The 26,633-nt window shown below is 57.7% G+C and carries 30 protein-coding genes; 8 read left to right on the top strand and 22 right to left on the bottom strand.

Going from position 1 to position 26,633, the window contains the following annotated elements; all coding sequences use genetic code 11:
- Positions 1–80 precede the first annotated feature (80 nt).
- The 6 genes from CWM61_RS14840 to artJ all read left to right on the top strand — a co-directional run bounded on the left by CWM61_RS14840 (position 81) and on the right by artJ (position 4,609).
- Positions 81–596: a lipoprotein gene (locus CWM61_RS14840; RefSeq protein WP_025712993.1), complete on the top strand. Its 516-nt coding sequence runs from the start codon at positions 81–83 to the stop codon at positions 594–596.
- A gap of 226 nt (positions 597–822) precedes the next feature.
- A complete protein-coding gene (artP, locus tag CWM61_RS14835; RefSeq protein WP_012968630.1) occupies positions 823–1,551 on the top strand; it encodes an arginine ABC transporter ATP-binding protein ArtP in 729 nt (242 codons plus the stop codon).
- Between the two features lie 20 nt (positions 1,552–1,571).
- The gene (gene artI, locus CWM61_RS14830; protein WP_002896390.1) at positions 1,572–2,303 is read left to right on the top strand and encodes an arginine ABC transporter substrate-binding protein ArtI; all 732 of its coding nucleotides are present in this window, start codon (positions 1,572–1,574) and stop codon (positions 2,301–2,303) included.
- 6 nt (positions 2,304–2,309) lie between these two features.
- Positions 2,310–3,026 carry an arginine ABC transporter permease ArtQ gene (gene artQ, locus CWM61_RS14825; protein WP_023288989.1) on the top strand — a complete coding sequence of 239 codons (717 nt, stop codon included), beginning with the start codon at positions 2,310–2,312 and terminating at the stop codon, positions 3,024–3,026.
- Positions 3,026–3,694, top strand: a complete 669-nt coding sequence (gene artM, locus CWM61_RS14820; RefSeq protein WP_008805822.1) for an arginine ABC transporter permease ArtM — start codon at positions 3,026–3,028, stop codon at positions 3,692–3,694. Before artQ ends, artM begins: the two co-directional genes overlap by 1 nt.
- A gap of 183 nt (positions 3,695–3,877) precedes the next feature.
- Positions 3,878–4,609 carry an arginine ABC transporter substrate-binding protein ArtJ gene (gene artJ, locus CWM61_RS14815; RefSeq protein ID WP_100631461.1) on the top strand — a complete coding sequence of 244 codons (732 nt, stop codon included), beginning with the start codon at positions 3,878–3,880 and terminating at the stop codon, positions 4,607–4,609.
- A gap of 83 nt (positions 4,610–4,692) precedes the next feature.
- Here the strand turns inward: artJ and CWM61_RS14810 are convergent, their stop codons facing one another.
- The 12 genes from CWM61_RS14810 to CWM61_RS14755 form a co-directional block, all read right to left on the bottom strand.
- A complete protein-coding gene (locus CWM61_RS14810) occupies positions 4,693–6,165 on the bottom strand; it encodes an ATP-binding protein (protein WP_061155208.1) in 1,473 nt (490 codons plus the stop codon).
- Entirely contained in the window at positions 6,162–6,878 is a 717-nt protein-coding gene (locus tag CWM61_RS14805; RefSeq protein WP_025712995.1) for a response regulator transcription factor, read from the bottom strand. Before CWM61_RS14805 ends, CWM61_RS14810 begins: the two co-directional genes overlap by 4 nt.
- A 78-nt stretch (positions 6,879–6,956) precedes the next feature.
- On the bottom strand, positions 6,957–8,084 hold the full coding sequence (gene rlmC / locus CWM61_RS14800) for a 23S rRNA (uracil(747)-C(5))-methyltransferase RlmC (RefSeq protein ID WP_100631460.1): 1,128 nt from the start codon (positions 8,082–8,084) through the stop codon (positions 6,957–6,959).
- Positions 8,085–8,125: 41 nt separating this feature from the next.
- A complete protein-coding gene (locus CWM61_RS14795) occupies positions 8,126–8,614 on the bottom strand; it encodes a YbjO family protein (protein ID WP_008805817.1) in 489 nt (162 codons plus the stop codon).
- A gap of 57 nt (positions 8,615–8,671) precedes the next feature.
- The gene (gene potI, locus CWM61_RS14790) at positions 8,672–9,517 is read right to left on the bottom strand and encodes a putrescine ABC transporter permease PotI (RefSeq protein WP_002896372.1); all 846 of its coding nucleotides are present in this window, start codon (positions 9,515–9,517) and stop codon (positions 8,672–8,674) included.
- Entirely contained in the window at positions 9,514–10,467 is a 954-nt protein-coding gene (potH, locus tag CWM61_RS14785) for a putrescine ABC transporter permease PotH (RefSeq protein WP_061155211.1), read from the bottom strand. Before potH ends, potI begins: the two co-directional genes overlap by 4 nt.
- Before the next feature lie 10 nt (positions 10,468–10,477).
- Positions 10,478–11,611: a putrescine ABC transporter ATP-binding subunit PotG gene (gene potG / locus CWM61_RS14780; RefSeq protein WP_074386615.1), complete on the bottom strand. Its 1,134-nt coding sequence runs from the start codon at positions 11,609–11,611 to the stop codon at positions 10,478–10,480.
- Positions 11,612–11,774: 163 nt separating this feature from the next.
- Complete coding sequence (potF, locus tag CWM61_RS14775) at positions 11,775–12,887, bottom strand: spermidine/putrescine ABC transporter substrate-binding protein PotF (RefSeq protein WP_074386442.1); 1,113 nt, start codon at positions 12,885–12,887, stop codon at positions 11,775–11,777.
- Positions 12,888–13,235: 348 nt separating this feature from the next.
- A complete protein-coding gene (locus tag CWM61_RS14770) occupies positions 13,236–13,715 on the bottom strand; it encodes a YbjN domain-containing protein (RefSeq protein WP_061155213.1) in 480 nt (159 codons plus the stop codon).
- A gap of 88 nt (positions 13,716–13,803) precedes the next feature.
- Positions 13,804–14,706 carry a 30S ribosomal protein S6--L-glutamate ligase gene (gene rimK, locus CWM61_RS14765; protein WP_061155214.1) on the bottom strand — a complete coding sequence of 301 codons (903 nt, stop codon included), beginning with the start codon at positions 14,704–14,706 and terminating at the stop codon, positions 13,804–13,806.
- Between the two features lie 114 nt (positions 14,707–14,820).
- Positions 14,821–15,543, bottom strand: coding sequence for a nitroreductase NfsA (nfsA, locus tag CWM61_RS14760; protein ID WP_074386443.1), 723 nt, complete (start codon positions 15,541–15,543; stop codon positions 14,821–14,823).
- Positions 15,527–15,814: a YbjC family protein gene (locus CWM61_RS14755; RefSeq protein ID WP_074386444.1), complete on the bottom strand. Its 288-nt coding sequence runs from the start codon at positions 15,812–15,814 to the stop codon at positions 15,527–15,529. The genes nfsA and CWM61_RS14755 overlap by 17 nt, the downstream gene beginning before the upstream one ends.
- Positions 15,815–16,016: 202 nt before the next feature.
- On the opposite strand from CWM61_RS14755, the gene CWM61_RS14750 reads away from it, so the two are divergent.
- On the top strand, positions 16,017–16,280 hold the full coding sequence (locus CWM61_RS14750) for a GrxA family glutaredoxin (protein ID WP_002896352.1): 264 nt from the start codon (positions 16,017–16,019) through the stop codon (positions 16,278–16,280).
- 6 nt (positions 16,281–16,286) lie between these two features.
- On the opposite strand, the gene ybjM is transcribed toward CWM61_RS14750, so the two are convergent.
- Positions 16,287–16,670, bottom strand: a complete 384-nt coding sequence (gene ybjM, locus CWM61_RS14745) for an inner membrane protein YbjM (protein ID WP_008805811.1) — start codon at positions 16,668–16,670, stop codon at positions 16,287–16,289.
- 267 nt (positions 16,671–16,937) lie between these two features.
- Between ybjM and CWM61_RS14740 the strand changes: the two genes are divergently transcribed.
- Complete coding sequence (locus tag CWM61_RS14740) at positions 16,938–18,623, top strand: aspartate:alanine antiporter (protein ID WP_008805810.1); 1,686 nt, start codon at positions 16,938–16,940, stop codon at positions 18,621–18,623.
- A 220-nt stretch (positions 18,624–18,843) separates the two neighbouring features.
- On the opposite strand, the gene CWM61_RS14735 is transcribed toward CWM61_RS14740, so the two are convergent.
- The 9 genes from CWM61_RS14735 to CWM61_RS14695 all read right to left on the bottom strand — a co-directional run.
- Positions 18,844–19,062 (bottom strand): ogr/Delta-like zinc finger family protein, encoded by a 219-nt coding sequence (locus tag CWM61_RS14735; RefSeq protein WP_004223962.1) that lies wholly within the window; start codon positions 19,060–19,062, stop codon positions 18,844–18,846.
- 87 nt (positions 19,063–19,149) lie between these two features.
- Positions 19,150–20,235 carry a phage late control D family protein gene (locus CWM61_RS14730; protein WP_413773465.1) on the bottom strand — a complete coding sequence of 362 codons (1,086 nt, stop codon included), beginning with the start codon at positions 20,233–20,235 and terminating at the stop codon, positions 19,150–19,152.
- A gap of 5 nt (positions 20,236–20,240) precedes the next feature.
- Entirely contained in the window at positions 20,241–20,726 is a 486-nt protein-coding gene (locus CWM61_RS14725; RefSeq protein WP_100631458.1) for a phage tail protein, read from the bottom strand.
- Positions 20,723–23,353 (bottom strand): phage tail tape measure protein, encoded by a 2,631-nt coding sequence (locus CWM61_RS14720; RefSeq protein ID WP_100631457.1) that lies wholly within the window; start codon positions 23,351–23,353, stop codon positions 20,723–20,725. Before CWM61_RS14720 ends, CWM61_RS14725 begins: the two co-directional genes overlap by 4 nt.
- A complete protein-coding gene (locus CWM61_RS14715; RefSeq protein ID WP_002896220.1) occupies positions 23,346–23,465 on the bottom strand; it encodes a GpE family phage tail protein in 120 nt (39 codons plus the stop codon). The genes CWM61_RS14720 and CWM61_RS14715 overlap by 8 nt, the downstream gene beginning before the upstream one ends.
- 14 nt (positions 23,466–23,479) lie before the next feature.
- A complete protein-coding gene (locus tag CWM61_RS14710) occupies positions 23,480–23,779 on the bottom strand; it encodes a phage tail assembly protein (protein ID WP_100631456.1) in 300 nt (99 codons plus the stop codon).
- 52 nt (positions 23,780–23,831) lie between these two features.
- Positions 23,832–24,347 (bottom strand): phage major tail tube protein, encoded by a 516-nt coding sequence (locus tag CWM61_RS14705; RefSeq protein ID WP_100631455.1) that lies wholly within the window; start codon positions 24,345–24,347, stop codon positions 23,832–23,834.
- Between the two features lie 9 nt (positions 24,348–24,356).
- Positions 24,357–25,529 (bottom strand): phage tail sheath protein, encoded by a 1,173-nt coding sequence (locus tag CWM61_RS14700; protein ID WP_100631454.1) that lies wholly within the window; start codon positions 25,527–25,529, stop codon positions 24,357–24,359.
- 148 nt (positions 25,530–25,677) lie between these two features.
- On the bottom strand, positions 25,678–26,633 hold a 956-nt coding region (locus CWM61_RS14695; protein WP_100631453.1), incomplete at its 5' end, for a phage tail protein.

Raw genomic sequence — 26,633 nt, 5'->3', positions numbered from 1 at the left:
TTGCGTCAAGTACAATCCGCACGCTATACGCTATGCTTTAACGGAAACTGAAAACGTAGTTTGCTTATAAGGAAATCATCATGCGCTACAAACTTCTTGCTGTACTTCTCCCTTGCGCGCTGGCGCTCAGCGCCTGTACGACCGTCACCCCGGCCTATAAAGATAATGGCACTCGCAGCGGCCCCTGCGTTGAAGGCGGCCCTGACGACGTAGCGCAAAAATTCTATGACACCCAGATCCAGAACCGCACTCAGGATCCGGCAGCACTGCGCCCCTATCTGAGCGACGGGCTGGCGCAGTTACTCAACGACGCCCGCCAGGATCCGGCCAACAGCAAACTGTTACAGGCTAACCCGTTCTCCAGCAGCAGCACCCCGGCGGACAGCGCCGTCGTTGCCAGCGCCTCCACCATCCCGAACCGTGATGCGCGCAATATTCCGCTACGCGTCGAACTGAAACAGGGCACCCAAAGCTGGAAAGATGAAGTGCTGATGATCCAGGAAGGCCAGTGCTGGGCCGTCGATGACGTTCGCTATCTCGGCAATAACAGCCACGCACCAGCGGGTTCCTTGCGACAGAGTCTGGAGAAACGCTGATTCCGGAGTTGAAGCCACGTCGCTGAAACGATAACCCCGGTAAAATGTCGGTATTCGCCCCGGGAATGCCGACATTTGCGCCCCCCTCACCCACCAGGCCATATTTTGTGCTAACTTTAAAGCTAAACGTGGTTTAGATTTAACTTTTAACGCATAAATATTGCATAACTATTCTGCCAAAGGTAGTATTTGCGGCCTCAATAGCTATTCGTATCAGACTGCCCAGATGAGTATTAAACTAAACGGCATTAATTGCTTCTACGGCGCGCACCAGGCGCTGTTCGACATCACGCTGGATTGCCCGCAGGGGGAAACGCTGGTGCTGCTCGGCCCCAGCGGTGCCGGGAAGAGCTCGCTGCTGCGCGTACTCAACCTGCTGGAGATGCCGCGTTCCGGTTCGTTATCCATCGCCGGCAACCAATTCGACTTCACCAAAGCGCCGTCCGATAAAGCGATTCGCGAGCTGCGTCAGAACGTCGGCATGGTCTTTCAGCAGTACAACCTGTGGCCGCACCTGACGGTGCAGCAAAACCTGATCGAAGCCCCCTGTCGCGTACTGGGGTTAAGCAAGGATCAGGCGCTGGCTCGTGCAGAGAAGCTGCTGGAACGCCTGCGTCTGAAGCCTTACAGCGATCGCTATCCGCTGCATTTATCCGGCGGCCAGCAGCAGCGTGTGGCTATCGCCCGCGCGCTGATGATGGAGCCGCAGGTCCTGCTGTTCGATGAGCCTACCGCGGCGCTCGATCCGGAAATCACGGCTCAAATCGTCAGCATTATCCGCGAGCTGGCTGAAACCGGCATCACCCAGGTTATCGTCACCCACGAAGTTGAAGTGGCGCGCAAGACGGCCAGTCGGGTGGTGTATATGGAAAATGGCCATATCGTCGAGCAAGGGGATGCCTCCTGCTTCACGCATCCGCAAACTGACGCGTTTAAAAACTATCTTTCACATTGATGTTTTTCGGGGAAATGACGATGAAAAAAGTACTGATTGCCGCCCTGCTCGCAGGCATGAGCCTCTCCGCTTCCGCCGCGCAGACCATTCGTTTCGCCACCGAGGCCTCCTACCCTCCGTTTGAGCTGGTGGACGCCAACAACCAGATCGTCGGTTTCGATGTCGATCTGGCGAACGCGCTGTGTAAAGAGATCGATGCCACCTGTACCTTTACCAACCAGGCCTTTGACAGCCTGATCCCGGGACTGAAATTCCGCCGTTTCGACGCGGTCATGGCCGGGATGGACATCACGCCGGAGCGTGAAAAGCAGGTGCTGTTCTCTACCCCGTATTATGACAACTCGGCGCTGTTCGTCGGTCAGCAGGGTAAGTTCACCAGCATTGACCAGCTGAAGGGCAAAAAAGTGGGCGTGCAGAACGGCACCACCCACCAGAAATTCATCACCGATAAACATCCGGAAATTACTACCGTTCCTTACGACAGCTACCAGAATGCGAAGCTGGACCTGCAGAACGGTCGTATTGACGCAGTCTTTGGTGATACCGCCGTGGTCACCGAATGGCTGAAGAGCAATCCGAAGCTGGCGGCCGTGGGCGACAAAGTGACCGACAAAGCCTATTTCGGCACCGGGCTGGGCATTGCCGTGCGTCAGGGCAACACCGATCTGCAGCAGAAATTTAACGCTGCGCTGGAAAAAGTGAAGAAAGACGGCACTTACCAGACCATCTATAACAAATGGTTCCAGAAGTAAGACTGAATGAACGAAATTTTTCCATTAGCAAGCGCCGCCGGGATGACCGTCGGCCTTGCCGTTTGCGCGCTCGCCATCGGCCTGGTCCTGGCGATGCTCTTTGCGGTACTGGAGTCAGTGAAATGGCGTCCGGTAGCCTGGCTTGCAACCGGCATTGTGACCATTCTGCGCGGACTACCGGAAATTCTGGTGGTGCTGTTTATCTATTTCGGCTCTTCCCAGCTGCTGCTGACGCTCTCTGACGGTTTCACCATCCCGCTCGGGTTCACGCAGATCCCGGTGCAGATGCAGATTGAGAACTTTGACGTCAGTCCGTTCCTCTGCGGGGCGATCGCCCTGTCGCTGCTGTATGCCGCCTACGCCTCGCAAACGCTGCGCGGCGCGCTGAAAGCGGTTCCGCAAGGGCAGTGGGAGTCCGGCCAGGCGCTGGGCCTGTCGAAAGCCGCGATTTTCTTCCGCCTGGTGATGCCGCAGATGTGGCGCCATGCCCTTCCCGGTCTCGGTAACCAGTGGCTAGTGCTGCTGAAGGACACCGCGCTGGTGAGCCTGATCAGCGTCAACGATCTGATGCTGCAGACCAAAAGCATCGCCACTCGCACTCAGGAACCCTTTAACTGGTATATCATTGCGGCGGCAATCTATCTCGTCATCACCCTGTTGAGTCAATACATCCTTAAGCGGATTGACCAGCGTGCGACGCGCTTCGAACGGAGACCAGGCTGATGCTCGACTACTTACCCGAACTGCTGAAAGGGCTTCATACCAGCCTGACGCTGACCGTGGCGTCGATTATCGTGGCGCTGATCCTGTCGCTGATTTTTACCATAATCCTGACGCTGAAAACGCCGGGGCTGGTGTGGATAGTCCGCGGCTATATCACCCTGTTTACCGGTACGCCGCTGCTGGTGCAGATCTTCCTGATTTACTACGGCCCCGGACAGTTTCCTTCGCTGCAGGATTATCCGTGGCTGTGGCATCTTATCTCCGAACCGTGGCTGTGCGCCCTGATCGCCCTGTCGCTTAACAGCGCCGCCTACACCACTCAGCTGTTTTATGGCGCCATCCGGGCGATCCCCGACGGGCAATGGCAGTCCTGCAGCGCGCTGGGGATGAGTAAAAAGGATACCCTGGCGATCCTGCTGCCCTATGCCTTTAAGCGTGCGCTGTCGTCCTATTCCAACGAAGTGGTGCTGGTTTTCAAGAGTACCTCTCTGGCCTATACCATCACCCTGATGGAAGTGATGGGCCATGGCCAGCTGCTGTACGGACGCACCTACGACGTGATGGTGTTCGGCGCCGCCGGGATTATCTATCTCATCGTCAACGGACTGCTGACGCTGCTGATGCGCCTGGTGGAACGTAAAGCGCTGGCCTTCGAGCGACGTAACTAGCGACTGAGCATATTGCATAAAAAGCAGACAACAAGACGGACAAGTCTAACACCTGTCCGTCTTTTTTTATGCCATTAAAAATACTTAATCATTTTTATTGCATATAAATTCATTTAATGGCATTGTCACTCTATGCCGCAGACACGGCGAATAATCATAAGATTGACAGACGGGAGTTCCACGATGAAAAAGTTAGTTCTGGCTGCACTGCTCACCACGTTCACCTTCGGCGCTGCCGCCGCAGAGAAAATCAGCTTCGGCGTGTCCGCAACCTATCCGCCGTTTGAATCGATGGATGCCAATAATCAGATTGTCGGTTTCGATCTCGACCTGGCCAAAGCGCTGTGCAAACAAATGCAGGCAGAATGTACCTTTACCAACCACGCGTTTGACAGCCTGATCCCGGCACTGAAGTTCAAGAAATATGATGCGGTGATTTCCGGAATGGATATTACGCCGGAACGGAGCAAGCAGGTGGCCTTCACCGACCCGTACTACGCCAACTCCGCGCTGGTGATCGCCAAAAAAGACGCGTTCCATTCCTTCGATGACCTGAAAGGCAAACGGATTGGCATGGAAAACGGCACTACTCACCAGAAATATCTGCAGGATAAACATCCTGAGGTGAAGACCGTCGCCTATGACAGCTACCAGAATGCGATTATCGATCTGAAAAATGGCCGTATCGACGGCGTGTTCGGCGACACGGCGGTGGTCAACGAGTGGCTGAAAACCAACCCGCAGCTGGGCGCAGCCACGCCGAAAGTGACGGATCCGCAATACTTCGGCACCGGACTCGGCATTGCTGTGCGCCCGGATAATAAGGCGCTGCTGGAGAAACTGAACACCGCGCTGAAAGCGATTAAGGCCGACGGTACCTACCAGAAAATCAGCAACCAGTGGTTCCCGGAGTAACTTTTTTGCCGGGTGGCGCTACGCTTACCCGGCCTACTCTTTCCCCGTAGCCGGGTAAGGCGTATCCGCCATCCGGCAATATCTCAAAGTGGCACGAAGAACCTGAACCGCGCCCCGCTTACCGACTCCACCAGTCTGATACCGCCTCCGTGTAGCTCCAACATTCGTTTCACAATCAGCAGCCCTAACCCGCCGCGATCCTCCCGCGATGCCTGGGTAGACAACGCCGATGGCCGCTGGAACAGATCGTCGCGCAGCGCGGCATCGACGCCCGTTCCGTTGTCTGCCACTTCCACCTGGAGCTGTTGATCCTCCTGCCAGACCGCCAGACGGATCTCCCCGCCGACGGGAGTATGCCGCATCGCGTTATCGAGCAGGTTGGTCACCACCCTCTCAATCATCGACACATCGGCGTTAATCAGCGGCAGCGGTCCCGGCACATCAATATGCAGGTTCACCTCGCGCGTGCGGGCAGTTAATTCAAACTTCTGTGCGACATCGGAGATCAGCTCCCCCATCGCGAAACGCTCGCGCTGTGGCTTAATGCCCCCGTGCTCCAGTCGCGCCAGCTCAAACAGCTGCTGCGAGAGATGGCGCACTTTGTTGCCCTGACGCAGGGCGATGGTGAGATATTGCCTGCGCTCCTCGGCAGTCAGCCATTCGTCCTTCAGGGTCAGCGTTTCCAGATACCCCAGCAGCGATGTCAGCGGCGTGCGCAAATCGTGGGAGATATTGGCCACAAATTCGCGGCGCTGGCGGTCGTTGTCGGCCAGCCGATCCCACTGGCCGGCTATCTGCTGCGCGAGGTCAATAAAACGATTCTCGAGCATCGCCACCTCGTTACCTGGCTGCGGCTCCGGCGTGCGGGCCGCCAGGGTTTTGATAGCGCTGATGCTGTCCTGACCGCTCGCCACGACCTGGGCGGTGAGCAGGCGGACCGGCCGGGTGACCCAGAACCATGCCAGCCCCCCTGCCAGAAGGCCAAACAGGGCCACCAGCAGCAGCGTCCACAGAACAATGCTCCACAGCGTTTTTTGCCAGGCGTCGGCCGCCAGCTGATTAAACGTCTCTCCCTGCAAAATGATATACAGGTAGCCGCGCAACTGCCCGTCGACGCGCAGCGGGGCGGCGCTGAAGACTTTTCGTCCGTCGAGACTACGCGGATCGTCGCCATACACCGGCGACGCACTGCCGGTGAGAAAAGCCTGCACCGGCGCCATATCGATACGCTGGCGCTGGATATGTCCCGGCGGCGCCGCATCGGCCAGCAGGTCGCCATCCGGCGACAGCAGATAGAGCTCCACGCTGGGGTTAAAGGTCATCAGGCGGTCAAACAACGACTTCAGGGTTTGTCGGTTGACCTCGCCGTGGGCGTCCACCAGCGGCTCGCGGGCCACAATCTGCTGAGCCAGCCCGGCGGAGAGGCGCTGCACCATGGCGTTGCCATACTGCGCGCTGCTGTGTAACTGAACGGCGCACACTGCCGCCGCGCACAGTAGCAACAGGGAGACCACCACCAGCGCCAGCCGCTGGCTGAGGCTTAAGCGGCGGATCACGGGGCGGCCTCTTGCGACACCGGGGCGAACTTATAGCCTTTACCCCAGACGGTAAGAATAATGTCCGGCTCCGCCGGGTCACGTTCGATTTTGCTGCGCAGGCGGTTGATATGGGTATTAACCGTGTGCTCATAGCCCTCGTGCTGATATCCCCAGACCTGCTCCAGCAGCGCCAGCCGCGAAAACACCTCACCGGGATGGCGGGCGAAGTAATAGAGCAGATCGAATTCGCGCGGCGTCAGGTCCACCACCTCGCCGCGCAGCTTCACTTCGCGCGACAGCGGATCGATGCTCAGGCCATGGCAGGACAGGCGCCCGGCGTCCATCAGCAGGTTCTGCCCCATCGCCTCCTGGCGACGAAACAGCGCTTTGACGCGGGCGATAAGCTCCAGCAGTGAAAAGGGCTTCGCCAGATAATCATCGGCGCCCATCTCCAGGCCCAGCACGCGGTGCATTTCGCTGGTGCGAGCGCTGATGATAATCACCGGCAGGTAACGGGTCATCTGACGGATACGCCGGCAGATCTCCAGGCCATCGACGCCAGGCAGCATCAAATCAAGGATCACCGCATCCCAGACCTGTTTTTCCAGCTGGACAAGGGCCTGGTCGCCGTCGGCTTCATGCACAATCTGATAGCCCTCATCCTGAAGATTGAGCCGCAGCAGCGTGGCAATATCCTCGTCATCTTCCACCAGCAGAATGGTTTTGGCCATTAGATTCCCCCCACCAATAACAAAACATGCAGCGCCAAGCTTACCTGATTTCAGCGGCGCAAAGCCTTCACATTTTGTTTAAACTTCGCGGACCAGCAGGGTCAGCACTTCGTAGTGCGCGGTGTGAGGGAACATATCAAACAGCTGGACCCGCTCGACGCGATAGCCGCGAAGACGGGCAATATCGGTCGCCATGGTGCGAGCGTTACAGCTGGAATAGATGATATAGGGCGGCGCCATGCGGCTTAAATAGTCGCACAGTTCGGCGCCAATGCCGCGGCGCGGCGGGTTGACCAACACCAGCTGCGGGATATCCGCTTCATGAGTGGCGAACTGCGTCGAGTCCAGCGCCTGAAAATGCAGATTGCTGAGCCCCAGCTGCGCGGCTGACTGTCTGGCGCAGGCGATCGCTTCCGGGGCAATCTCGATACCGGTCAGGCGCATCGCCGGCGTCGCGCAGTGCAGGCCAAATCCCCCGACGCCGCAAAACAGATCCCACATATGCTGGACCGGCAGCGCGCGCACCCAGTCGCGGGCGGTGGCATACAGCCGACTGGCTACCGCCGGGTTGGTCTGAAAGAAACTTTGCGGGCGGATCCACAGCGGCACCTCGTTAAAGACCTCCCCCAGCGCCTGCTGTTCGGTGAAGAAGATCTCCTGCTCGCCTTCCATGATTGCCATATGCACCGGCTGGATATTCGCCGTGATCACCTTGAGCTGCGGGAGCTGCGCCTGCAGCCACGGCAGCGCGGCGCGCAGCTGAGCCAGCTTGGCCTCTGAGCGCAGTACGAAGCGCAGCATCATCTCCCCCTGCTGGCTGGCGGTTAGCAGCAGATATTTCAGCTCCCCGCGCTTGCGCGCGACGTTATAGGGGGTTAACCCGGCGCGGGCGATAAAGGGCTTCAGGACGGCAAACACCGGCGCAAACGATGAAGGATAGAGCGGGCAGTCGGTGAGATCCACCGGGGTGCCATCGCGATGCAGCATCCCCAGCAGCGGACGCTCAACGCTGCCGCTGACCACCATCTTGGCCTTGTTACGAAAGGCCGTCTCTGGCCCGCTGACCGGCTCGCCCCAGGCAGCGACCGGGATCGCCGCCAGCAGCGTGCGCAGATCGGCCATTTTATCGGCGAGCTGTTGCGGGACCGGCCGCTCCAGCCATTGACAGGAGCGGCAGCGGCCGGCTTCGTAGAGTGCGCAATGCATAATTGACCTTCAAAAATCCAGGGGCGGGGATTGTATCACCGTTATTGCAGGCGGAAAAACCGACGGCAGTTCGCCGGCACAAACAGCAGCGTCAGAACCAGCAGATCCGGCAGTTTTTGCATCACCAGCGAGTGGAAAATCTCCCGTTTCGATTCGCCGGGAATGCTGAACAGTTCCGGATACCCGTAGCCCAGCGACGCCGCCCACAGGTAGCCGGCGGCGATAATCTGCGTCAGCAGATAGACCCAGCGCGCCCAGTTGCGCCCTTTCACCAGCGAGAAGGCGCACCAGATTTCGACAAATACCAGCGCCAGGCTGCCGAGGAAGACCAGCGTCAGGTTCCAGGTCTGGACGCTGCGGTGTATGAATTCGTTCAGCCCCTGCAGACCCAACAGATTGAGGATCATCAGCAGGTCCAGAGCGCGGATCAAAATAATAGCAAAGGCCGCCACCTGCACCAGCGCAGGGACGTTAAGGCGGGCATGCGATGAGCGAGTTTTCGTAAACAATCCCAACGTAATGTCTTCCATGAAAACGGCGCCACAGGGTGGCGCCGACCGGAGGCTGCTGTACCGATTTTAGGTGGTTCAGCCTTGTCTTGCACGCTGGATATCGCGCACTCGCTGCTTTTCTGCGCGGGCCATCAAATACCAGGCGATAAAACCAACAATACCGACCACGCCAAGGATGAGCGTCGCCAGGGCGTTAATCTCCGGGTTGACCCCCATACGCACGCTGGAGAAGACCAGCATCGGTAACGTCGTGGCCCCGGGACCGGAGACAAAGCTGGCGATCACCAGGTCATCCAGCGACAGCGTGAACGCCAGCAGCCAGCCGGAGATCACCGCTGGCATAATCATCGGCAGCGTGATGACGAAAAAGACCTTCAGCGGCGCGGCGCCCAGATCCATCGCCGCCTCTTCGATCGAGTGGTCCAGCTCGCGCAAACGCGAGGAGATCACCACCGCCACGTAGGCGGTACAGAAGGTGACGTGCGCCAGCCAGATGGTTAACATCCCGCGGTCCGACGGCCAGCCAATGGCATGCCCTAGCGCCACGAACAGCAGCAGCAGCGAGAGACCGGTGATCACGTCCGGCATGACCAGCGGCGCGGTGATCATAAATGCGAAGCCGTTAGACCCGCGAAAGCGTCCAAAGCGCACCATCACCACCGCGGCGATGGTACCGAGGATCGCCGCCGCCGTCGCCGCGCAGGCGGCGATGGTCAGGCTCAGCCCTACCGCGCTCATCATCGCATCATCGTGGAACAATTCGCTATACCAGCGCGTCGACCACCCGGCCCAGACCGTCACCAGTTTCGAGCTGTTGAACGAGTAGATCACCAGCATCAGCATCGGGGCATAGAGGAAGGTGAACCCGAGCACGAGGATCAGAATGCGCCACGGCGAGCGTACTACCGGCAAGTCGTTCATCCCTGCTCTCCCATCTGTTTTTGCTGGTGCTTGTGGAACCACATGATCGGCACGATCAGCAGCAGCAGCATGACAATCGCCACCGCCGAGGCGACCGGCCAGTCGCGGTTGTTAAAGAACTCCTGCCACAGCACGCGGCCAATCATAATGCTATCGGGGCCACCCAGCAGTTCCGGGATCACGAACTCCCCCACCGCCGGGATAAACACCAGCATGGAGCCGGCGATAATGCCGCCTTTGGTGAGCGGGACGATCACCTGGAAGAAGGTCTTCAGCGGCCGGGCGCCGAGATCCAGCGAGGCCTCCACCAGCGAATAGTCGATGCGGGTCAGCGCGGTGTAGATCGGCAGCACCATAAACGGCAGGTAGGCATACACGATACCGATATACACCGCCAGGTTGGTGTGCAGGATCTCCAGCGGCTGATCGATAACCCCTAACCACAGCAGGAAGTTATTCAACACGCCGTTGCTTTTCAGCAGCCCCATCCAGGCATAGACGCGGATTAAGAATGACGTCCACGACGGAAGGATCACCAGCAGTAGCAGAATATTGCGCGTCGACGGCTTGCTGTGCGCCACCGCCCAGGCCAGCGGATAGCCCAGCAGCAGGCAGCAGATCGTCGATATGCCCGCCACCTGCAGCGACTGGAGATAAGCTTCAAAATAGAGCGGATCGTCGGTCAACTGCAGGAAGTTGGCAAAGTTGAGGGTCAGCGTCAGCTGGCCATCCGCCCACTCCATCAGTTCGGTGTAGGGAGGGATCGCCCGCGCCATCTCGGCAAGGCTTATCTTGAACACGATCAGGAACGGCAGCATAAACAACAGGATCAGCCACAGATAGGGCAGCGCAATCACCAGCTTGCGGCCATGCGCCATCTGCAGGCGTGCCACCCACAATGCGAAACCGCCCGGTTTTTTCTCCCCTGACGGGGATTCAACGGTACTCATCGCCCTCTCCTTACACCGTCAGCACTACGCAGCTGTCAGCATCCCAGCATAAACGCACCTCATCACCCCAGGTGGGCGTCCCTTTCCGATGGCGGTGTTCATTCTGCAGCTGGGCACTGATCATCTGCCCGCTTTGCAGGCGCACATGATAGATAGAGAGATCCCCCAGATAGGCGATATGTATCACTTCGCCGACGGCAAAATTGTAGCCGTCCGCTGGTGGTTCTTCGCACAGCATGATCTTCTCCGGGCGCAGCGCCACCCAGACCGGCACGTTGTCCACCACCGACGCGTCGGGGTCGACCTTTAGCGGGTGCACCAGTCCTGGCGAACTCAACACCAGGCCATCCTCCAGACGCTCCTTCACCAGGCCTTCAAAGACGTTTACCGAGCCAATGAACTCAGCGCTGTAGCGGGTGGTCGGGTGCTCGTAAATCTCTTCCGGTTCGCCAATCTGCACAAACTTGCCGCGGTTCATGATGGCGATACGGCCCGCCATGGTCATCGCCTCTTCCTGGTCGTGGGTCACCATTACGCAGGTCACGCCAACGCGTTCAAGGATATCCACCACCTCAAGCTGCATGCGATCGCGCAGCTTTTTGTCCAGCGCGCCCATCGGCTCATCGAGCAGCAGCAGCTTCGGCCGTTTCGCCAGGCTACGCGCCAGCGCGACACGCTGGCGCTGGCCGCCAGAGAGCTGGTGCGGCTTGCGTTTGGCATACTCCTGCATATGTACCAGGGCCAACATCTCCTGCACCCGGGCGGTGATTTCCGCTCTGGGCAGGCGATCCTGCTTCAGGCCGAAGGCGATATTCTGCTCAACGGTCATATGGGGAAACAGGGCGTAGGACTGGAACATCATATTGATAGGCCGCTGATAGGGCGGCACGCGCGCCAGATCCACGCCGTCGAGCATAATCTGCCCGGCGGTCGGTTGTTCAAAGCCCGCCAGCATGCGCAGCAGCGTCGACTTCCCGCAGCCTGATGCACCCAGCAGAGCAAAAATTTCGCCTTTGTAGATAGTGAGACTGACGTCGTCGACCGCGTGCTGGCCATCAAACGACTTGGTTAAGTTACGGATTTCCAGTAGCGGGGTCAGCGCTTTGGGGGCTTTCGCCTGTGGGCGGGGCATTACGTCGTTCAATCGGGTGCTCTCCGGCAAAAAAACGATCACCATATGGTCCGGTGCCATACTTCGTGCTTAACAGTGCAATTGCACCATCCTGGTGCTTCTGCTCGCCGGGCGCGCTGCCATTTCCCGGCGAGTGCAGATCTGATTCGGCCCGTGTTCGACGGGCCGTCAGAGATTATTTGCCGCTCTTCACTTTGGTCCATGCGCGGGTGCGCACGCGGTCAATCTTCGGATCCTGCACCTTCAGCGTGAACAGTTTGGCGAACACATCCGCTGGCGGATAAATCGCCGGGTTGTTACGGATAGCCTCGCTGACCAGCGGTGTGGAGGCCTTGTTGCCGTTGGCGTAGAACACCTGGTCGCTGATTTTAGCGATCACATCCGGGCGCATCAGATAGTTAAGGAACTGATAGGCTTCATCTTTATTCTTGGCGTCGGCCGGCATGGCAAAGACATCAAAGAACGCCAGCGCGCCTTCTTTCGGAATAAAGTAGGAGACGTTGACGCCATTTTTCGCCTCTTTCGCGCGGTTGGCCGCCTGCCAGACATCCCCTGCCCAGCCGATCGCCACGCAGATATCGCCGTTGGCAAGATCGTTAATATATTGCGAAGAGTGGAAGTAGCGAATGTTCGGCCGCAGCTTCAACAGCAGATCGGTGGCCGGGCCGGTGTAATCATCCGCTTTGCTGCTGTTCGGATCCTTGCCAAGGTAGTTCAGCACGGTGGCGAAAATCTCTTCCGGCGCGTCGAGGAAGGAGACGCCGCAGCTTTTCAGTTTTTCGAGGTTCTCCGGCTTCAGCACCAGATCCCAGCTGTCTACCGGCGCATCTTTGCCGAGGACCGCTTTCACCTTATCCACGTTGTAGCCAATACCCGTCGTTGCCCACAGATAAGGCACCGCGTATTTATTCTCCGGGTCATGCTTGGCGACCAGCTTCAGCACTTCGGGGTCAAGGTTCTTCCAGTTGGGCAGCTTGCTCTTATCCAGCGGCTGGAACACGCCCGCCGCCAGCTGGCGCTCAAGGAAGCTTGCCGACGGTACCACCAGGTCGAAACCGGTGCTGCCGGCCATTAATTTGCCTTCCAGTACTTCGTTGGAATCAAAAACGTCATACACGACTTTAATCCCGGTCTCTTTTTCGAAATTCGCTACCGTGTCCGGCGCAATATAATCAGACCAGTTATAAACATGCAGGGTTTTTTGTTCGGCGGCGAGCGAACCGGCAGAGACGGCCATCAGCGCACCCGTAACCAGACCTGTTAACCATTTTTTACCAAAGGCGGTCATATCTCTTATCCTTCTCAACGCCCGTTAATTTACGGGCTCAAATATACGCATTTCAACGCATGCAAGAATCATGCATATTTTTTCATTGCCTGAGAAAAGGAGAGCGGATCTCTCCCGGAGTGGTTGCTCGCAACTGGAAGCATCGCCAGAATAACTGTAGCCAGAATAAGAGGCTATAGCCCAGGTAAAAAAACGCCTTTTATCAAATTTTTATGCAATAACGGTCTACGTGATAAGCCAAAACGGCCTGAATGGCGGTGAATAATGCTTTAAGAGAAGGTTAAACGCAGAATAAAAGCGGGTAATACGCAGCCGCTGCGGTAGTGGCTGCGCTAATTTTAGGCGGCTTTAGTGAAGAAAATGGTATTGCACGTTTTCCGCCGCGGGCTCTTCCTCTTCACCTTTGTACAGCAGCTGATTAGCGCCGGCTTCGAGGATCACCATCGAGATCTGCTCTTCACTTTGGCGGAAGAACCAGGCGAACTGATCCATGGTCACTCCTGGACCGATAGACAACGACTGGCAGACCACCAGCTTGGGTAAGTTATCGTCCTGAATATCGATAAAGGCCTTCACGGTTAACGAGCTGGCGTTGATGGCCGAGAGATCCGCCGACAGCGCCAGCAGGGCAGACGGCTTCACCTCCGCGAGGGCGGAAAAGAGCACCACGTTGTCCACCAGGTCAATTTTGGCATCAAAAATACCGTCGAAATTCTGCATATGCGGCAGGTGCAATGCCTGACAGGAATCGCACTCAAAAAAGCTGATGCCGATCTCATCCAGCCAGCGACGTAGCGTATCCAGACCTGGAACGACCAGTGAATCCATAGTGCCTGTGACCTCTTACAATGGAAAAACGACGCCATAGCTTACGCAAAAAAAGCGCCGCATACCATGACAGACTTGCATCCGGCGGCTAGCCGCCTATTTTCAAACAGAATTCCGGCGTCGCCTGGCGCTCGATCCAGGCGATCATCTTGCTGGCTATGTCCACGCCGGTGGTGGTTTCTACCCCTTCCAGCCCTGGCGAAGCATTCACTTCCATGACCAGCGGCCCGCGGGTGGCGCGTAAAATATCGACGCCGGCGACGTCGAGCCCAAGGGTTTGCGTCGCCTTGATGGCAATCGCCCGCTCCTCGTCGCTAATCTGCGCCACCGTGGCCATGCCGCCGCGGTGCAGGTTAGAACGAAAGTCGCCCTCTTTTGCCCGCCGTTCGATCGCCGCTACCACCTCATTGCCGACCACCAGGCAGCGAATATCGCAGCCTTTCGCCTCGGCAATATATTCCTGCACCAAAATATGCGCATTCAGCCCGCGAAAGGCGTCGATCACGCTCTCCGCCGCCTGACGGGTCTCCGCCAGCACCACGCCGATCCCCTGGGTGCCTTCCACCAGCTTCACCACCAGTGGTGCCCCACCCACCATGGCGATCAGGTCGCTGGTGTCATCGGGGGAGTGAGCGATGCCGGTCAGCGGCAGATCGATGCCCTGGCGCGCCAGCAGCTGCAGCGAGCGCAGCTTATCGCGAGCGCGGGTGATGGCGACCGACTCATTCAGCGGATAGCTTCCCAATAGCTCAAACTGACGCAAAGCCGCGGTGCCATAGTAGGTGATCGCCGAGCCAATCCGCGGGATCACCGCATCAAAATGCGGTAGCTGACGCCCTTTGTAGTGGATGGACGACGCCACCGGACTGACGTTCATATAGCAGGAAAGCGGATCGAGGATCTCGACCTGATGCCCGCGCTGTTGCGCCGCTTCGCGCAGGCGTCGACATGAATAAAGCGTTCCATCCCGGGATAATATGGCAATTTTCATCCTGCACCTCTGCGAAAAGACCCGCTCTGGCGGGCCTCAGCTATCGAACACACTTTCACCTTTCCTGCGGCCAGCGGCGGATACCGCCTGGCCGGAGCAGCAGTGTACACGTAATCAGCGTGTTGCCCACCCCTGCTTATGCAGATAGTCGAGAATAAACGGACGACTCTCTTTCACGATAGTGCGACGGATATGATCGCTCCAGGTATCGCGGCGGGCGTTGCTGCCGCGCGACAGATAATAGTGCGCCAGCTGTTCGTCATAGTCCGCCAGCAGCGCGTTATCCAGCGGCTGATAGTGGTTCTCATGCACCAGCATGGCGGCCGGCATCCGCGGCTTGATGTCCGGGTTATCCGCCGGCCAGCCAAGGCAAAGACCGAACAGAGGCAGGACGTGCTGCGGCAGCGCCAGCAGCGCCGTCACCGCCTCAATGTTGTTGCGCAGTCCGCCGATATAGACGCCACCCAGCCCGAGGGACTCGGCGGCAATCAGCGCGTTTTGCGCCAGCAGCGCCGTATCGACGACGCCGATCAGCAGCTGTTCCGCCAGCCCCAGCTGCGCCTGTGGGCAAATCTGCAGGTGGCGGTTAAAGTCGGCGCAGAAGACCCAAAACTCCGCCGCCTGGGCGACGTGCTGCTGGCCGCCGGTCAGCGGGACCAGTTGCGCACGCAGCGCTGGGTCAGTAATACGGATGATGGAGGTGCACTGTAAAAAACTCGAGGTAGATGCCGCTTGCGCGCTGGCGATAATCTCTGCGCGCTGTTCGTCGCTCACGGGCGCATCGGTGAAGTGGCGGATGGAACGATGGCTGCGCAGCAGCTCAATGGTCGGCGTCATTGCGTTTTTCTCTGTCAGACAAGGATTCAGGCTTTGGAGAGTGCGTTAACTGCGGGGCCACGATCTGCGCCACTCGCCACATGACAGCGATGGCGGCAGGGATCATCAGCATAATCCCGGCAAAGATCATCACCAGCGCCGCAGTCGGACTGGCAATGGGCTCAGGCAGCTGGACATACTGGTTAAGCGAGAGCCAGGCAAGGGTTAACAGCCCCATCCCGAGGATCTCAACCAGCAGAATGCTTTTCGGCAACGGGGCAAATTTTCGCATCACGCCTCTCCGGTTGATAAGCGCGGCGCATCAGACAATCCCACTGCGCCGCCGGGTCAGTATACGGGTTTTGATAGTACGACATTTATCAAACATAGCCGTAAACCATCGAAGCAAAAGGTAGAACCTTCTTTCCCTCCCCGGTCAATGCAGGCATCATAAGCGCCATTCGCCATCCGGCTGAGGTTTAAGGAGAGAAGCAATGTTTACCGTTATTTTTGGTCGTCCAGGCTGCCCTTACTGCGTTCGCGCCAAAGAGCTGGCAGAAAAACTGACCAACGAGCGTGATGACTTTAACTACCGTTACGTGGATATTCACGCCGAAGGCATCAGCAAAGCTGACCTGGAAAAAACCGTCGGCAAACCGGTTGAAACCGTACCGCAGATTTTCGTCGACCAGAAACACATCGGCGGTTGCACCGATTTCGAAGCCTGGGCGAAAGAGAACCTCGGTCTGTTTGCCTGAGCCAATTTATTTGCTCGATGAGTGACTGCGCCAGGTATCAAGCCAGGCGCAGATAAACAAAAAGCACAACGCCCCGAGCGCGCACCAGAACACCGCGCTCAGTACCCACGCCATCTCCTGCCAGAACGTTCTGTGCGTCACGAAGAACAGCCGCATCGTCACCATACAGACCGGCGCCGCCAGCATCGCACCCAGCAAAGGACGCAGTACCCGCTGTCCGGGAGAGAGGCAGCTCGCTGCCGCCCCTGGCAGCAAAAAGAAGAGCAGGCCCAGCTCCGGGTTGCCGCTGGCGCGAAAGGCCCCTTTCATATGTAATAGCAGCGATAAGCACACCACAATGAACAGAACGAAGCCGCAGATAATACCGGCCCAACTACGCTCAGATTTCACCGTATCCTCCTGATGTTGCCTCTAACTCACGTCCACGTCGCCCAGTCAGATAAAGCATTTCGGCAATCCATGCCAATAACTCCCCTACCAGCCTAAAAACGATTGTCACTAGCCGCCGCATCCAGGAAGGATTAAACTAGCGGTTATATTTTTGCTGGTTATAACAGGGTGCCAGAATAGGTTCGCCACAACGCGAACGCCTGAGCAACCTTAGACCAAATAACCATTTCCTTCAACAACTTACTAGTAAATGAGAAGTTGGCTTTCGTGAATATAAACGTCGCAGATTTGTTAAACGGGAATTACATCCTGTTATTATTCGTTGTACTTGCATTAGGACTATGCTTGGGAAAACTGCGTCTCGGCTCAGTACAACTTGGTAATTCCATTGGCGTTTTAGTCGTTTCTCTCTTATTAGGTCAACAGCATTTCGCGATTAACACTGATGCCCTTAATCTCGGCTTTATGCTATTTATTTTTTGCGTCGGCGTGGAAGCCGGGCCCAACTTTTTTTCCATTTTTTTCCGCGACGGCAAAAACTACCTGATGCTGGCGCTGGTGATGGTCGGCAGCGCGATGCTGATCGCCACCGTGCTGGGCAAAGTGTTCGGCTGGGATATTGGTCTTACCGCCGGTATGCTGGCGGGCGCCATGACCTCCACCCCGGTGCTGGTGGGCGCGGGCGACACCCTGCGCCATTTCGGCCTGCCCAGCGATCAGCTGGCGCAGTCGCTTGACCATCTGAGCCTCGGCTATGCCCTGACCTACCTGGTCGGCCTGGTGAGTCTGATCGTCGGCGCCCGCTATATGCCCAAGCTGCAGCATCAGGATCTGCAGACCAGCGCCCAGCAAATCGCCCGCGAGCGCGGCCTCGATACCGATTCAAAACGTAAAGTGTACCTGCCGGTGATCCGCGCCTACCGCGTTGGCCCGGAGCTGGTGGCCTGGGCGGATGGCAAAAATCTGCGCGAACTGGGTATTTATCGCCAGACCGGCTGCTATATCGAACGCATCCGCCGCAACGGCATTCTGGCCAACCCGGACGGCGACGCGGTGCTGCAGATGGGCGACGATATTGCGCTGGTGGGCTATCCGGACGCGCACGCCCGCCTCGACCCGAGCTTCCGTAACGGCAAAGAGGTATTTGACCGCGATCTGCTCGACATGCGCATCGTCACCGAAGAGATTGTGGTCAAAAACCACAACGCCGTCGGCCGCCGCCTGGCGCAGCTGAAGCTCACCGACCACGGCTGCTTCTTAAACCGGGTTATTCGCAGCCAGATTGAAATGCCTATCGACGATAACGTGGTGCTGAACAAAGGCGACGTGCTGCAGGTCAGCGGCGATGCCCGTCGCGTAAAAACCGTAGCCGACCGCATCGGCTTTATCTCCATTCACAGCCAGGTGACCGACCTGCTGGCCTTCTGCGCCTTCTTTATCGTCGGCCTGATGATCGGCATGATCACCTTCCAGTTCAGCTCTTTTAGCTTCGGCATCGGCAACGCCGCCGGCCTGCTGTTTGCCGGCATTATGCTTGGCTTCCTGCGCGCCAACCACCCAACCTTCGGCTATATCCCGCAGGGAGCGCTGAACATGGTGAAAGAGTTTGGCCTGATGGTGTTTATGGCCGGGGTCGGACTCAGCGCCGGGGCCGGGATCAATAACGGTCTGGGCGCCGTCGGCGGTCAGATGCTGGCGGCAGGGCTTATTGTCAGCCTGTTGCCGGTAGTGATCTGCTTCCTGTTCGGCGCCTATGTGCTGCGCATGAACCGGGCGATGCTGTTTGGCGCCATGATGGGCGCCCGCACCTGCGCCCCGGCAATGGAGATCATCAGCGATACCGCGCGCAGCAACATTCCGGCGCTCGGCTACGCAGGCACCTACGCCATTGCCAACGTGCTGCTTACCCTTGCCGGGACGCTCATCGTGATCATCTGGCCAGGGCTACAATAAATTTTTGAGAAAAAAGCCGTCACAGGCAGAACTTTTTCTCAGGGCATCAGTCATAAGTAATGCCACTGCTTTTCTTTGATGTCCCCATTTTGTGGAGCCCATCAACCCCGCCACTTCGGTTCAAGGTTGATGGGTTTTTTGTTGCCTGAATTTTACGGCCTTTAAAATCATTGAATTACAAACCCTCTTTTTAAGTCATGGCGACAAAGTGGCGACAGCCTCAAAGAGCCAGCGCAGCCTGGCCTGAATTTGTGGGGTGAGGCTGCACAGGATGGGCCTCTTTAGGTGTAGAAATTGAGCGAACAAAAGTCTCATGCGTTACGAACGTATGGCTGCAGTTGATATTCTGGCACTGGTTGTAACGTTCTTTGGTCATTGAAGAGACCTGGAAACTGCTGCGAGTATGAGCTGCACTTCCACATAATGGGCAAATCATCATTTTTACGTCCCCGCCATTTTTGCTGAAATCGCAATAATGATACAACATTATTTCATTTTGTGAACTTTAAGTTCTCTTTTGAAAACCTCAGTCCATTACTAAATCATCAATTTTCACTTCCAGCTCGATGCTGGTTGTAAATCCGCTATCCGGGTTTACCGTGTGCGTTAACGTGGTGATGGTCCAGCTGACATCATCAATGGGTTGTTTAAAGCCGGTGACCTTCACGGGCATTTCCGTATAGAGATCCGCGCGGCCTTGTGCCAGCTGCAGGGAAAATGACGCCACACCACGCTGCAGCCGCTCCCAGTTCATTTTTGCTGCACGCTCCGCATTACTGCGGTTCGCATAGGTCCGGTTCAGAACCAGCACGTTCTCATCCGTCCCAATCAGGTAATCCCCCTGCTTTGCTTCTGGCTCTTTTGGTTTTGTCGTCTTCCGGCGGCGCTTCACTTTGGTGGTTTCTTTTTTCTCCGGTTCGCGCGTATGCAGCCAGTGAGCAATCACCCCGGTATACGCTCCCCTGTCCGCCAGGCTGAAGCGGTGACTGTCACCATCCCGGCGGGTAATAGTGATGACCGGCAGCGCTTTACCGCTGGCCGTTTTCCCCTGCCCCTGCCGGATAAACAGCAGGTTACTATCCTTCACCGATGCAATCGCGCCGTACTGCCGCGCCAGCTTCATCAAAAAGCTGGCGTCGCTTTCATTGGTCTGGTCCAGGTGATCCAAAACCTGCGCCGCTACATCTTTACAGATGGCAACCTTCAGGCTGTGCCGCACGGCAATCTCCTTCACCACCTCGCCCACCGTCGTTTTATGCCACGACTTTTCACGCCGTACATTCAGCGTCTCCCTGAAGTCTGCGCTACGGGCACGGATTGTCAGTCGGTCCGGGCTACCGCTGTGCTCTATCTCATCAACGGTAAAATTCCCTTTTGAAAACAGCGGCTCGCCTTTCCACCCCAGAGCCAGGGAAATCACCGCGCCACGACGCGGCATAATTACCAGTCCGTCGGCGTCGTCCAGCTCCAGATCGAGCTGGTCGGCTTCAAATCCGCGGTTGTCGGTCAACGTCATACCCAGCAGGCGCTTATCCAGCGTCTGCGTTGCATCCTTGCCTTCTATCACGATGCGAAAGGCCGGGGTTTTGCTGAGGTTGAGTAAATCAGTCATCTCGCTCACTGCAGCACCCCTCCTACCATGGTCCTGATATTCCCTACCGCTGCCGATGCGGAATCCTGCAGGCTGCTAAGCTGGTCGCTCAAGCTGCCGAACATTTCGGACAGTGACTCATCAACACGCTTCAGCCCCAGCGAAAACTCTATTTTTCTTGCTTCACCGCTGGCGAAAAATTCCGTTTTCGTCTGGCTCAGGTTTTCAATCACGTACATACCGTAGATAGTCCCGCCGCCCTCGATTAGCGGCCAGGCCTTTCCCTGCTCCGCCATCAGCTCCAGCGCCAGCAACGACAACCGGCCGCCGGTCACTTCCGGCATGAGGACGCCGGAGAGCGTCAGCTGATCGTTATCTGGCCCCAGAAACTGCGTTGTCGGACGGCGATTAACGCGGTTGTTGGTCACGTGCCGCCAGTTTCGCTGATACTGCAGTTGCTGATAGGGAACCGTGCGCAGCTGAAACACAAACAAACCCAGAACCATCATCATGAATCATACCCCCCTTGATCGCTGAAGTTGCTGCGGGCCTTAGCCCTCATGCGGCGCTCGCGCTCATCGAGCTGCCGCGCGACCTCCCGCGCAATATCCTGCGGACTCTGTCCCGGCTGCGCCTGGATAATGATTTGTGCCTGGGTTTCAAACTGGAATACCGGCCGCGTGCCTGCCGGTTTCTCTGCTGCAGGGCGATATGATGCTGCTGGCAGACTCATTGGATGAAGCGGCGCGACCTCTGCGGGCATAGCTCCCCCCATCATTCCGGCCACAACGGACGCCAGCGCCGCCGTCCTCCGGCGGCTGGTCACATAGGCCGGACCGTTAATCAGCTCCGGGCCATTCTCGCCAGCAATGCCCACCTGCCCGCGTGGAATATAGCCGCCACTGTCATACATCCCCGCAAAGAATCCGCCAGTGCCTTTCTGCTGGGGTACGCCTGGCGATTTGTCTCCGCCGGTCATCCAGTCCGGCAGGTAGCTTTTCACCGATGCCAGCTTGCTCTTGAGCATTTCCCACTTCTCATTGATACCGCTCAGGATGCCGTCAATGATCGCGCCGCCCACCGCTTTAAACTTCGCGGGCAGCGCGGCAACATCACTCAGAATTTCGTCCCATTTGCTGCTTATGGTCCGCTTAATCACATCCCATACCTTGGATACCCCTGACGAGATGGCGTCCCACATTGCGGTGAATTTTGGCCCCAGTGTTTCCCAGTTCTGCCAGATATAAATGGCTCCCATCGCAATCAGGCCTATTATCGCCAGAATGGGGTTAGCCATCATCAACCTGCCCAGCCACAGGATCGCCTGGCCTGCACCGCCTATGACTTGCTTAATCAGACCAAAAGCAGAGGCAAATTTAATTCCCAGAACCCCAGCAATCACACGGACTATCGCCATCGGCCCCAAAATGGACGCCAGCGCCAGCGACAACACACCCGCAGCGGTCGCAACGACGGCAAACACGGCCGCAATCTTAAACAGCGCCGCCGTCAATTGCGGATGCCGTTTAACAAAACCATCCAGCGCGGACGCCAGATTACCCAGCCAGTCCGCAATATTTTTCAGTACCGGCGCGACGGTTTCACCGATGCTCGCCATGGCGTTGGTAAAGGAGCCGCCAGCGGCCTCCCATTTGTTGCCCAGGGTATTAAGGGACGCCTCGACGCGCTCGCGAAGGGTTGCCTGGTTCTCCAGTTTTGTCACGGTTTCGCGATAGCCCGCTATCCCTTTTGTGATCATGATGTTCAGTGCCTGCAGGGTTTCCGCGTCATCACCAAAAAGGGCTGCTTTGACAGCCTGTTTTTTTCCATCGTCAGTGATTTGATTCAGCTTATCCAGTTGCTTATACAGGTTTTCCAGCCCCGCAAACTGGCCTTTACTGTTCTGAAAACTTAGTTTTATCCCCGTTCCAGCCAGCTCATCATTTGCCTTACTGATTTTTTTATTGTTCAGCGTGGCTTGGAAAATCTTGCGATAGGCGTTGCCTGCAGATTCCCCCGGCATTGACGCCTGGTCAGCCATAACCAGCAGCGGCGCGAAGGTTTTTGCGGCATCCAGCCCTTGCTGCTTGATAATGTCCATCGCGGCGCTGATTTTTGAAAACCCCTGCAGCATATTGCCTGGGTCTACGCCAGCATAAAAACCACGCTGGATAAGATCCATCAAGCTCATCATGTCTTTTTCGGTGGTCTGCGTGGCGTCCTGCAGTTTCGCGGCAAACTCTGCTGCATCTGTCGGGGCCATCTGAAGTTGCACGCCGAGGTAAGCGGCCGACTCACCCAGCCCGCCCAGGATAACCTGCGCCGACATGCCCTGACGACGTAACATGGTCATCATGTTTTGAAAGTCTGCCGTGGTGCCGGGCAGCCGGTCGCCCAGGGCGATCGCCAGCTTGTTAAGCTTCTCAAACTCCGGCGCCACCTTTCCGCCCGGCCCCATCATGGAGCCTGCCAGCTGGTTAGCCGCGTTCTCTGATTCCGAGTAGGCGCGAATGGGGGCCAGCAACGTCGCGCCCGTTGTCACGCCTGCGGCCATCATCCCGGCCCCGTTCCCCGCTAGGCTATTACGCACGTCGCGCATCTTCTCCGCTTTGGCCCTGACCGCATTCAGCTTGCGCTGGCGCTCGCCCACGTCCCGCAAGCGCCGCTCCTGCTCTGCCAGCTGCTTGTTATAGCGATCTGTTTCGCGGGTAATGCGTGCCGTTTCACGGGCACCGCCGCCCGCTGAGATGCCGAGGCGGTACAGTTCAGCCCTGGCTGCCGCCATCTGCCGCGTTTCCTGCCCCTGCTTTTGCTCCAGACGTGACACCGCCCGCCATTGCGTTTCAAGCGCCTGCGTCTGCTTTTTCGTGGGGGATTCCAGGGCTGACATTTCGCGGGTCATCATCTGCGCACGCAGCCGCGCCTGGTCCAGTTCGTTACTGGTCCGGCTCAGGCTCTGTGACAGTTGATCGAAGGATTTTAACTGGCCCCCTGCATCGTTCAGCCGTTTCAGCTGTTCGCGGGTCTGCCGGACAGCGGAGGCCAGCTCCTTAGAGCCAGCCTGCGCCATTTTTAAAGGGCGGGTGAGTTTATCAACCGCATTCAGAACCACCTGCAGACGCAGGTTTTTATCACTCATCGCTGGCCCCGCTTCGCATTATCGCTCTGTGCCGCCACTCCAGCACTTCCGTGAGCGGCATAACGTCAGTGACGGACGGCGGCCAGTGAAAGATCGTGGCGATATCCGCCACCAGGTCATCGACCGTCAGGCTGTCGGCAAATCGGCAAACGCCGACTTCGGCAACAAAAAAAGGACAACCTCGATCGACATTGCGGAAAGGTCCGCCGGGTCAAGGTCGGACATTTCCTGCGGGGTCAGCGTTGGTGTGGAGATGCGGGGGATCACGGTCATCATTGAGGCCACGTCCATCTCCATCACCGCCTGCAGGCGCGTGCCGCGCAGCGCGCCGGATTGCGGTTTACGCAGCACAATTTCCGTAATCGTGGTATCACCGCGCTTAATCGGGCTATCCAGCTTCACCGTTGCTTCTGTTTTTGCACTCATGTTCGCTTCCTGTTATGGGGTGGCTGGCGCGGCAGCCCGCGCCAGTGATGCATTAAAGGCCGATGGCGTTGCGGTGCTCTTCCATCAGGTCAACGCCATCAACAATTTCAATCATGTTGATCACATCGACCTCATAAAGCACTTCGCCGTTAATGGTCAGCTTCGCATAGGAGTTGGTGCTGCTGACTTTGGTGGTATTGCTCTCGCCGGTTTTCCACTCGCCGGAATCCACCTCTTTATGGCGTCCGCGTACAACCAGCTCAACGGCCTGCACCTCGCCGGTGTCATCTCGCTGGATAGAGCCTGTGAAGCGCATCTGCACCCCGTCCACCGTGGCCTTGCCCATCTGTTTGAACAACAGCGCTTCAGTGCCGCCGATGGTCATTTCCGTGTCCATAGCGCCATCATCCAGCCCCAGATCGATACCGACGGAACCGGGCATACCGCCACCGCGATAGTTCTCTAACTTGCGGGAAAATTTCGGCAGGGTGACGGATTCAGCAATGCCCATCCAGCTGTTACCGGCGTTGAAGATGTTCAGGTGTTTTAGTTTGCGTGGTAAGGCCATGAGTCCCCCTTATGCGCTTACGCGGGTGGTGAAATCCACCAGGTAACGGTCAGTGATGCGCTGGCGCAGCATCAGGTTTTCCAGTGGCGGCACTGGCGTGTAGTCGTAATCGATCCAGAGCTTCCCGGCCTTCAGGGTGTCTTTGTCGTTAACGCTGTCATCAATCCAGCAATCGCCGCCGATGAGGTAGCCCTGATTCACCAGGCTGCGCATTTTGGCGCGGATACCTTCGATAATGTCGCGGGCCAGCGACGGGTTAAGCGGCATATCCACCGCCCACATATGGCCCTCCGCCATGGTGTCAGCCAGTACCTGCGCGGTGCGGGTGTAGTTTTCAAACTGGAACAGCGGATCATCACTGAGGCAGCGGGAACCCCAGAAGCGGAAACCATCCTTGCGGATCAACGTGGTGACGTCGTTTTGGTTCAGCAGCCCGGCATCGGTTGCCGGGTCCTGCAGGTCCCAGAACACATCCGCAGATAAGCCTGTTACGCCGTTGACGCCCACGTTAGACAGGGTTTTGTGCCAGCCGGTCTGCTCGTCGATTTTGGCGCGCAATCCCAGGGCGCGGGCGGTGGCGTAGGCGGTCGCATCCGCCTGCAGCACCGTGTCAAAGTTGATGAAGTCAGGCCAGATAAGCATCCCTTCACGCTGGCTGAAGTTGTCGCGGTAGGCGATCGCATCCTCCACCGTCTTACAGCCGTATGCCGACATATAGGCAAAGGCCCGCAGACTCTGCGCCACGCTCAGCAGCTCAGTGGATACGGCCTGCGTATCATGTCCCGGCACGCCGAGAATGCGCGGCTTCACGCCCAGCTGCGACTGCGCCGAAAGTAACGCCTTCATGCCGGTTTTCTTGCCGTCCGCGGTCACGCCGCCGATGATGTTTGCGGATGTTTCCGCTTCGGTTTCGCCCTGGGCAACGCGCACCACTACGGTGACGGGTTTTGCCTGGTCTGCGATAGCGTCCAGTGAGCGGGCCAGCGTGCCGGACTCGCCCGCTTTACCGCTGGCAGTCAGTACATCGGTAAGCAGTACCGGCTTATTGAGCGGGAACATGGAGGCATCGGCATCATCGCCGGTGCACACCATGCCCACGATCGCAGTACTCACCGTCGTGATAGAGCGGGTGCCGTCGTTAACTTCTACAACGCGCACGCCGTGATGATAGTCTTGCGCCATGGAATGAATCTCCTGTTTAGGGGTTCACCCATGGTATGGAAATCATTCACCGCAAGCCGTTGATGCCAGTTGTACCGTGGTTGATACAACCGCAGGCAGAAAAAAAGCCCCGTTACGGGGCTGATTTGTTCGGGGTTTTACCTGTCCATCAGGAAACGCGGCTCCAGCACATCAGCAGAGTGTGAGCCTCCACCACGCTGAGCGATTTACCCTCGCCGAGGTTATCGGTTTTGCCGCTGACTGAGTGACCGTGACCTGGTACCGTGTATTCGTGGTCGTGCTCGCCTTCGTCAGAGGTATAGTTTCGCGTCCTGCGGCTGTCATTATCGGAGCCCACAATATAATTACTGTCCCAGGCCTCACCTGGCCCCGCCATCCCGCCTTTGTGCTTATGCCCGCCGCCTTTGCCGGTTCTCAGCTTTTGCTCCTCCACCTCAGAGGCTGAGCCGCTTACATCAATCTGCACGGCGGGAAGATTCGCTCGCTGCAGGGTGACCGTATCGCTGCCGCCGCTAGTGCCGACATTGGAGCCGTCCGCTTTTGCCACGCGGAGGGTTCTGTTCTCACCGGTATACGTCCACGTTGACCACGGGTAGCGCTCATTCGGGTCCACATGCTGGCTGTAAAACCGGACCGTGCCGACGGGGTTTTCCGCTTCCCAGAAATCACGGATAGCGGTGCTGACCGCTGAGGTGATGGCCTCCCGCGTCTCATTCTCCAGAGTGGAAACTATGTCATCGGCATAATCTTTGGCGTTGTTCCCCGCCCGGAGGACCTCTTCCACCGTCGCCAGAATCACTGACGGGTCCGCAATCATCTGCACATCGGCAGTCTGGCTTACCATCAGCCAGATGTTAATCACCTGGAAACGTCCCGACCCTTCCGCCAGAAGCGGCTTGTAGGATTCAGGCAGGTTCGCCACCGCCAGGCAGATGCCGGTCTCGTCAAAGAGTGCGGCCTCACGTATCCAGAAGCCCCCGGCCTGCGGCGGCATTATCATTTCGGCGCGGATAACATTTGCCGCCTGGTCGGCGATGACCAGGCGGTTCAACGGTGCGCGGTACTGCTCGTTAATCAGGGCGGTCTGGTCCGGGGACGGCACCG

It is taken from the genome of Klebsiella sp. K-Nf6 (assembly GCF_002806655.1).
Taxonomy (GTDB): domain Bacteria; phylum Pseudomonadota; class Gammaproteobacteria; order Enterobacterales; family Enterobacteriaceae; genus Klebsiella; species Klebsiella variicola.
The sequence above is the reverse complement of the archived record's forward strand: the minus strand, read 5'-3'. Positions and strand labels throughout refer to the sequence as shown.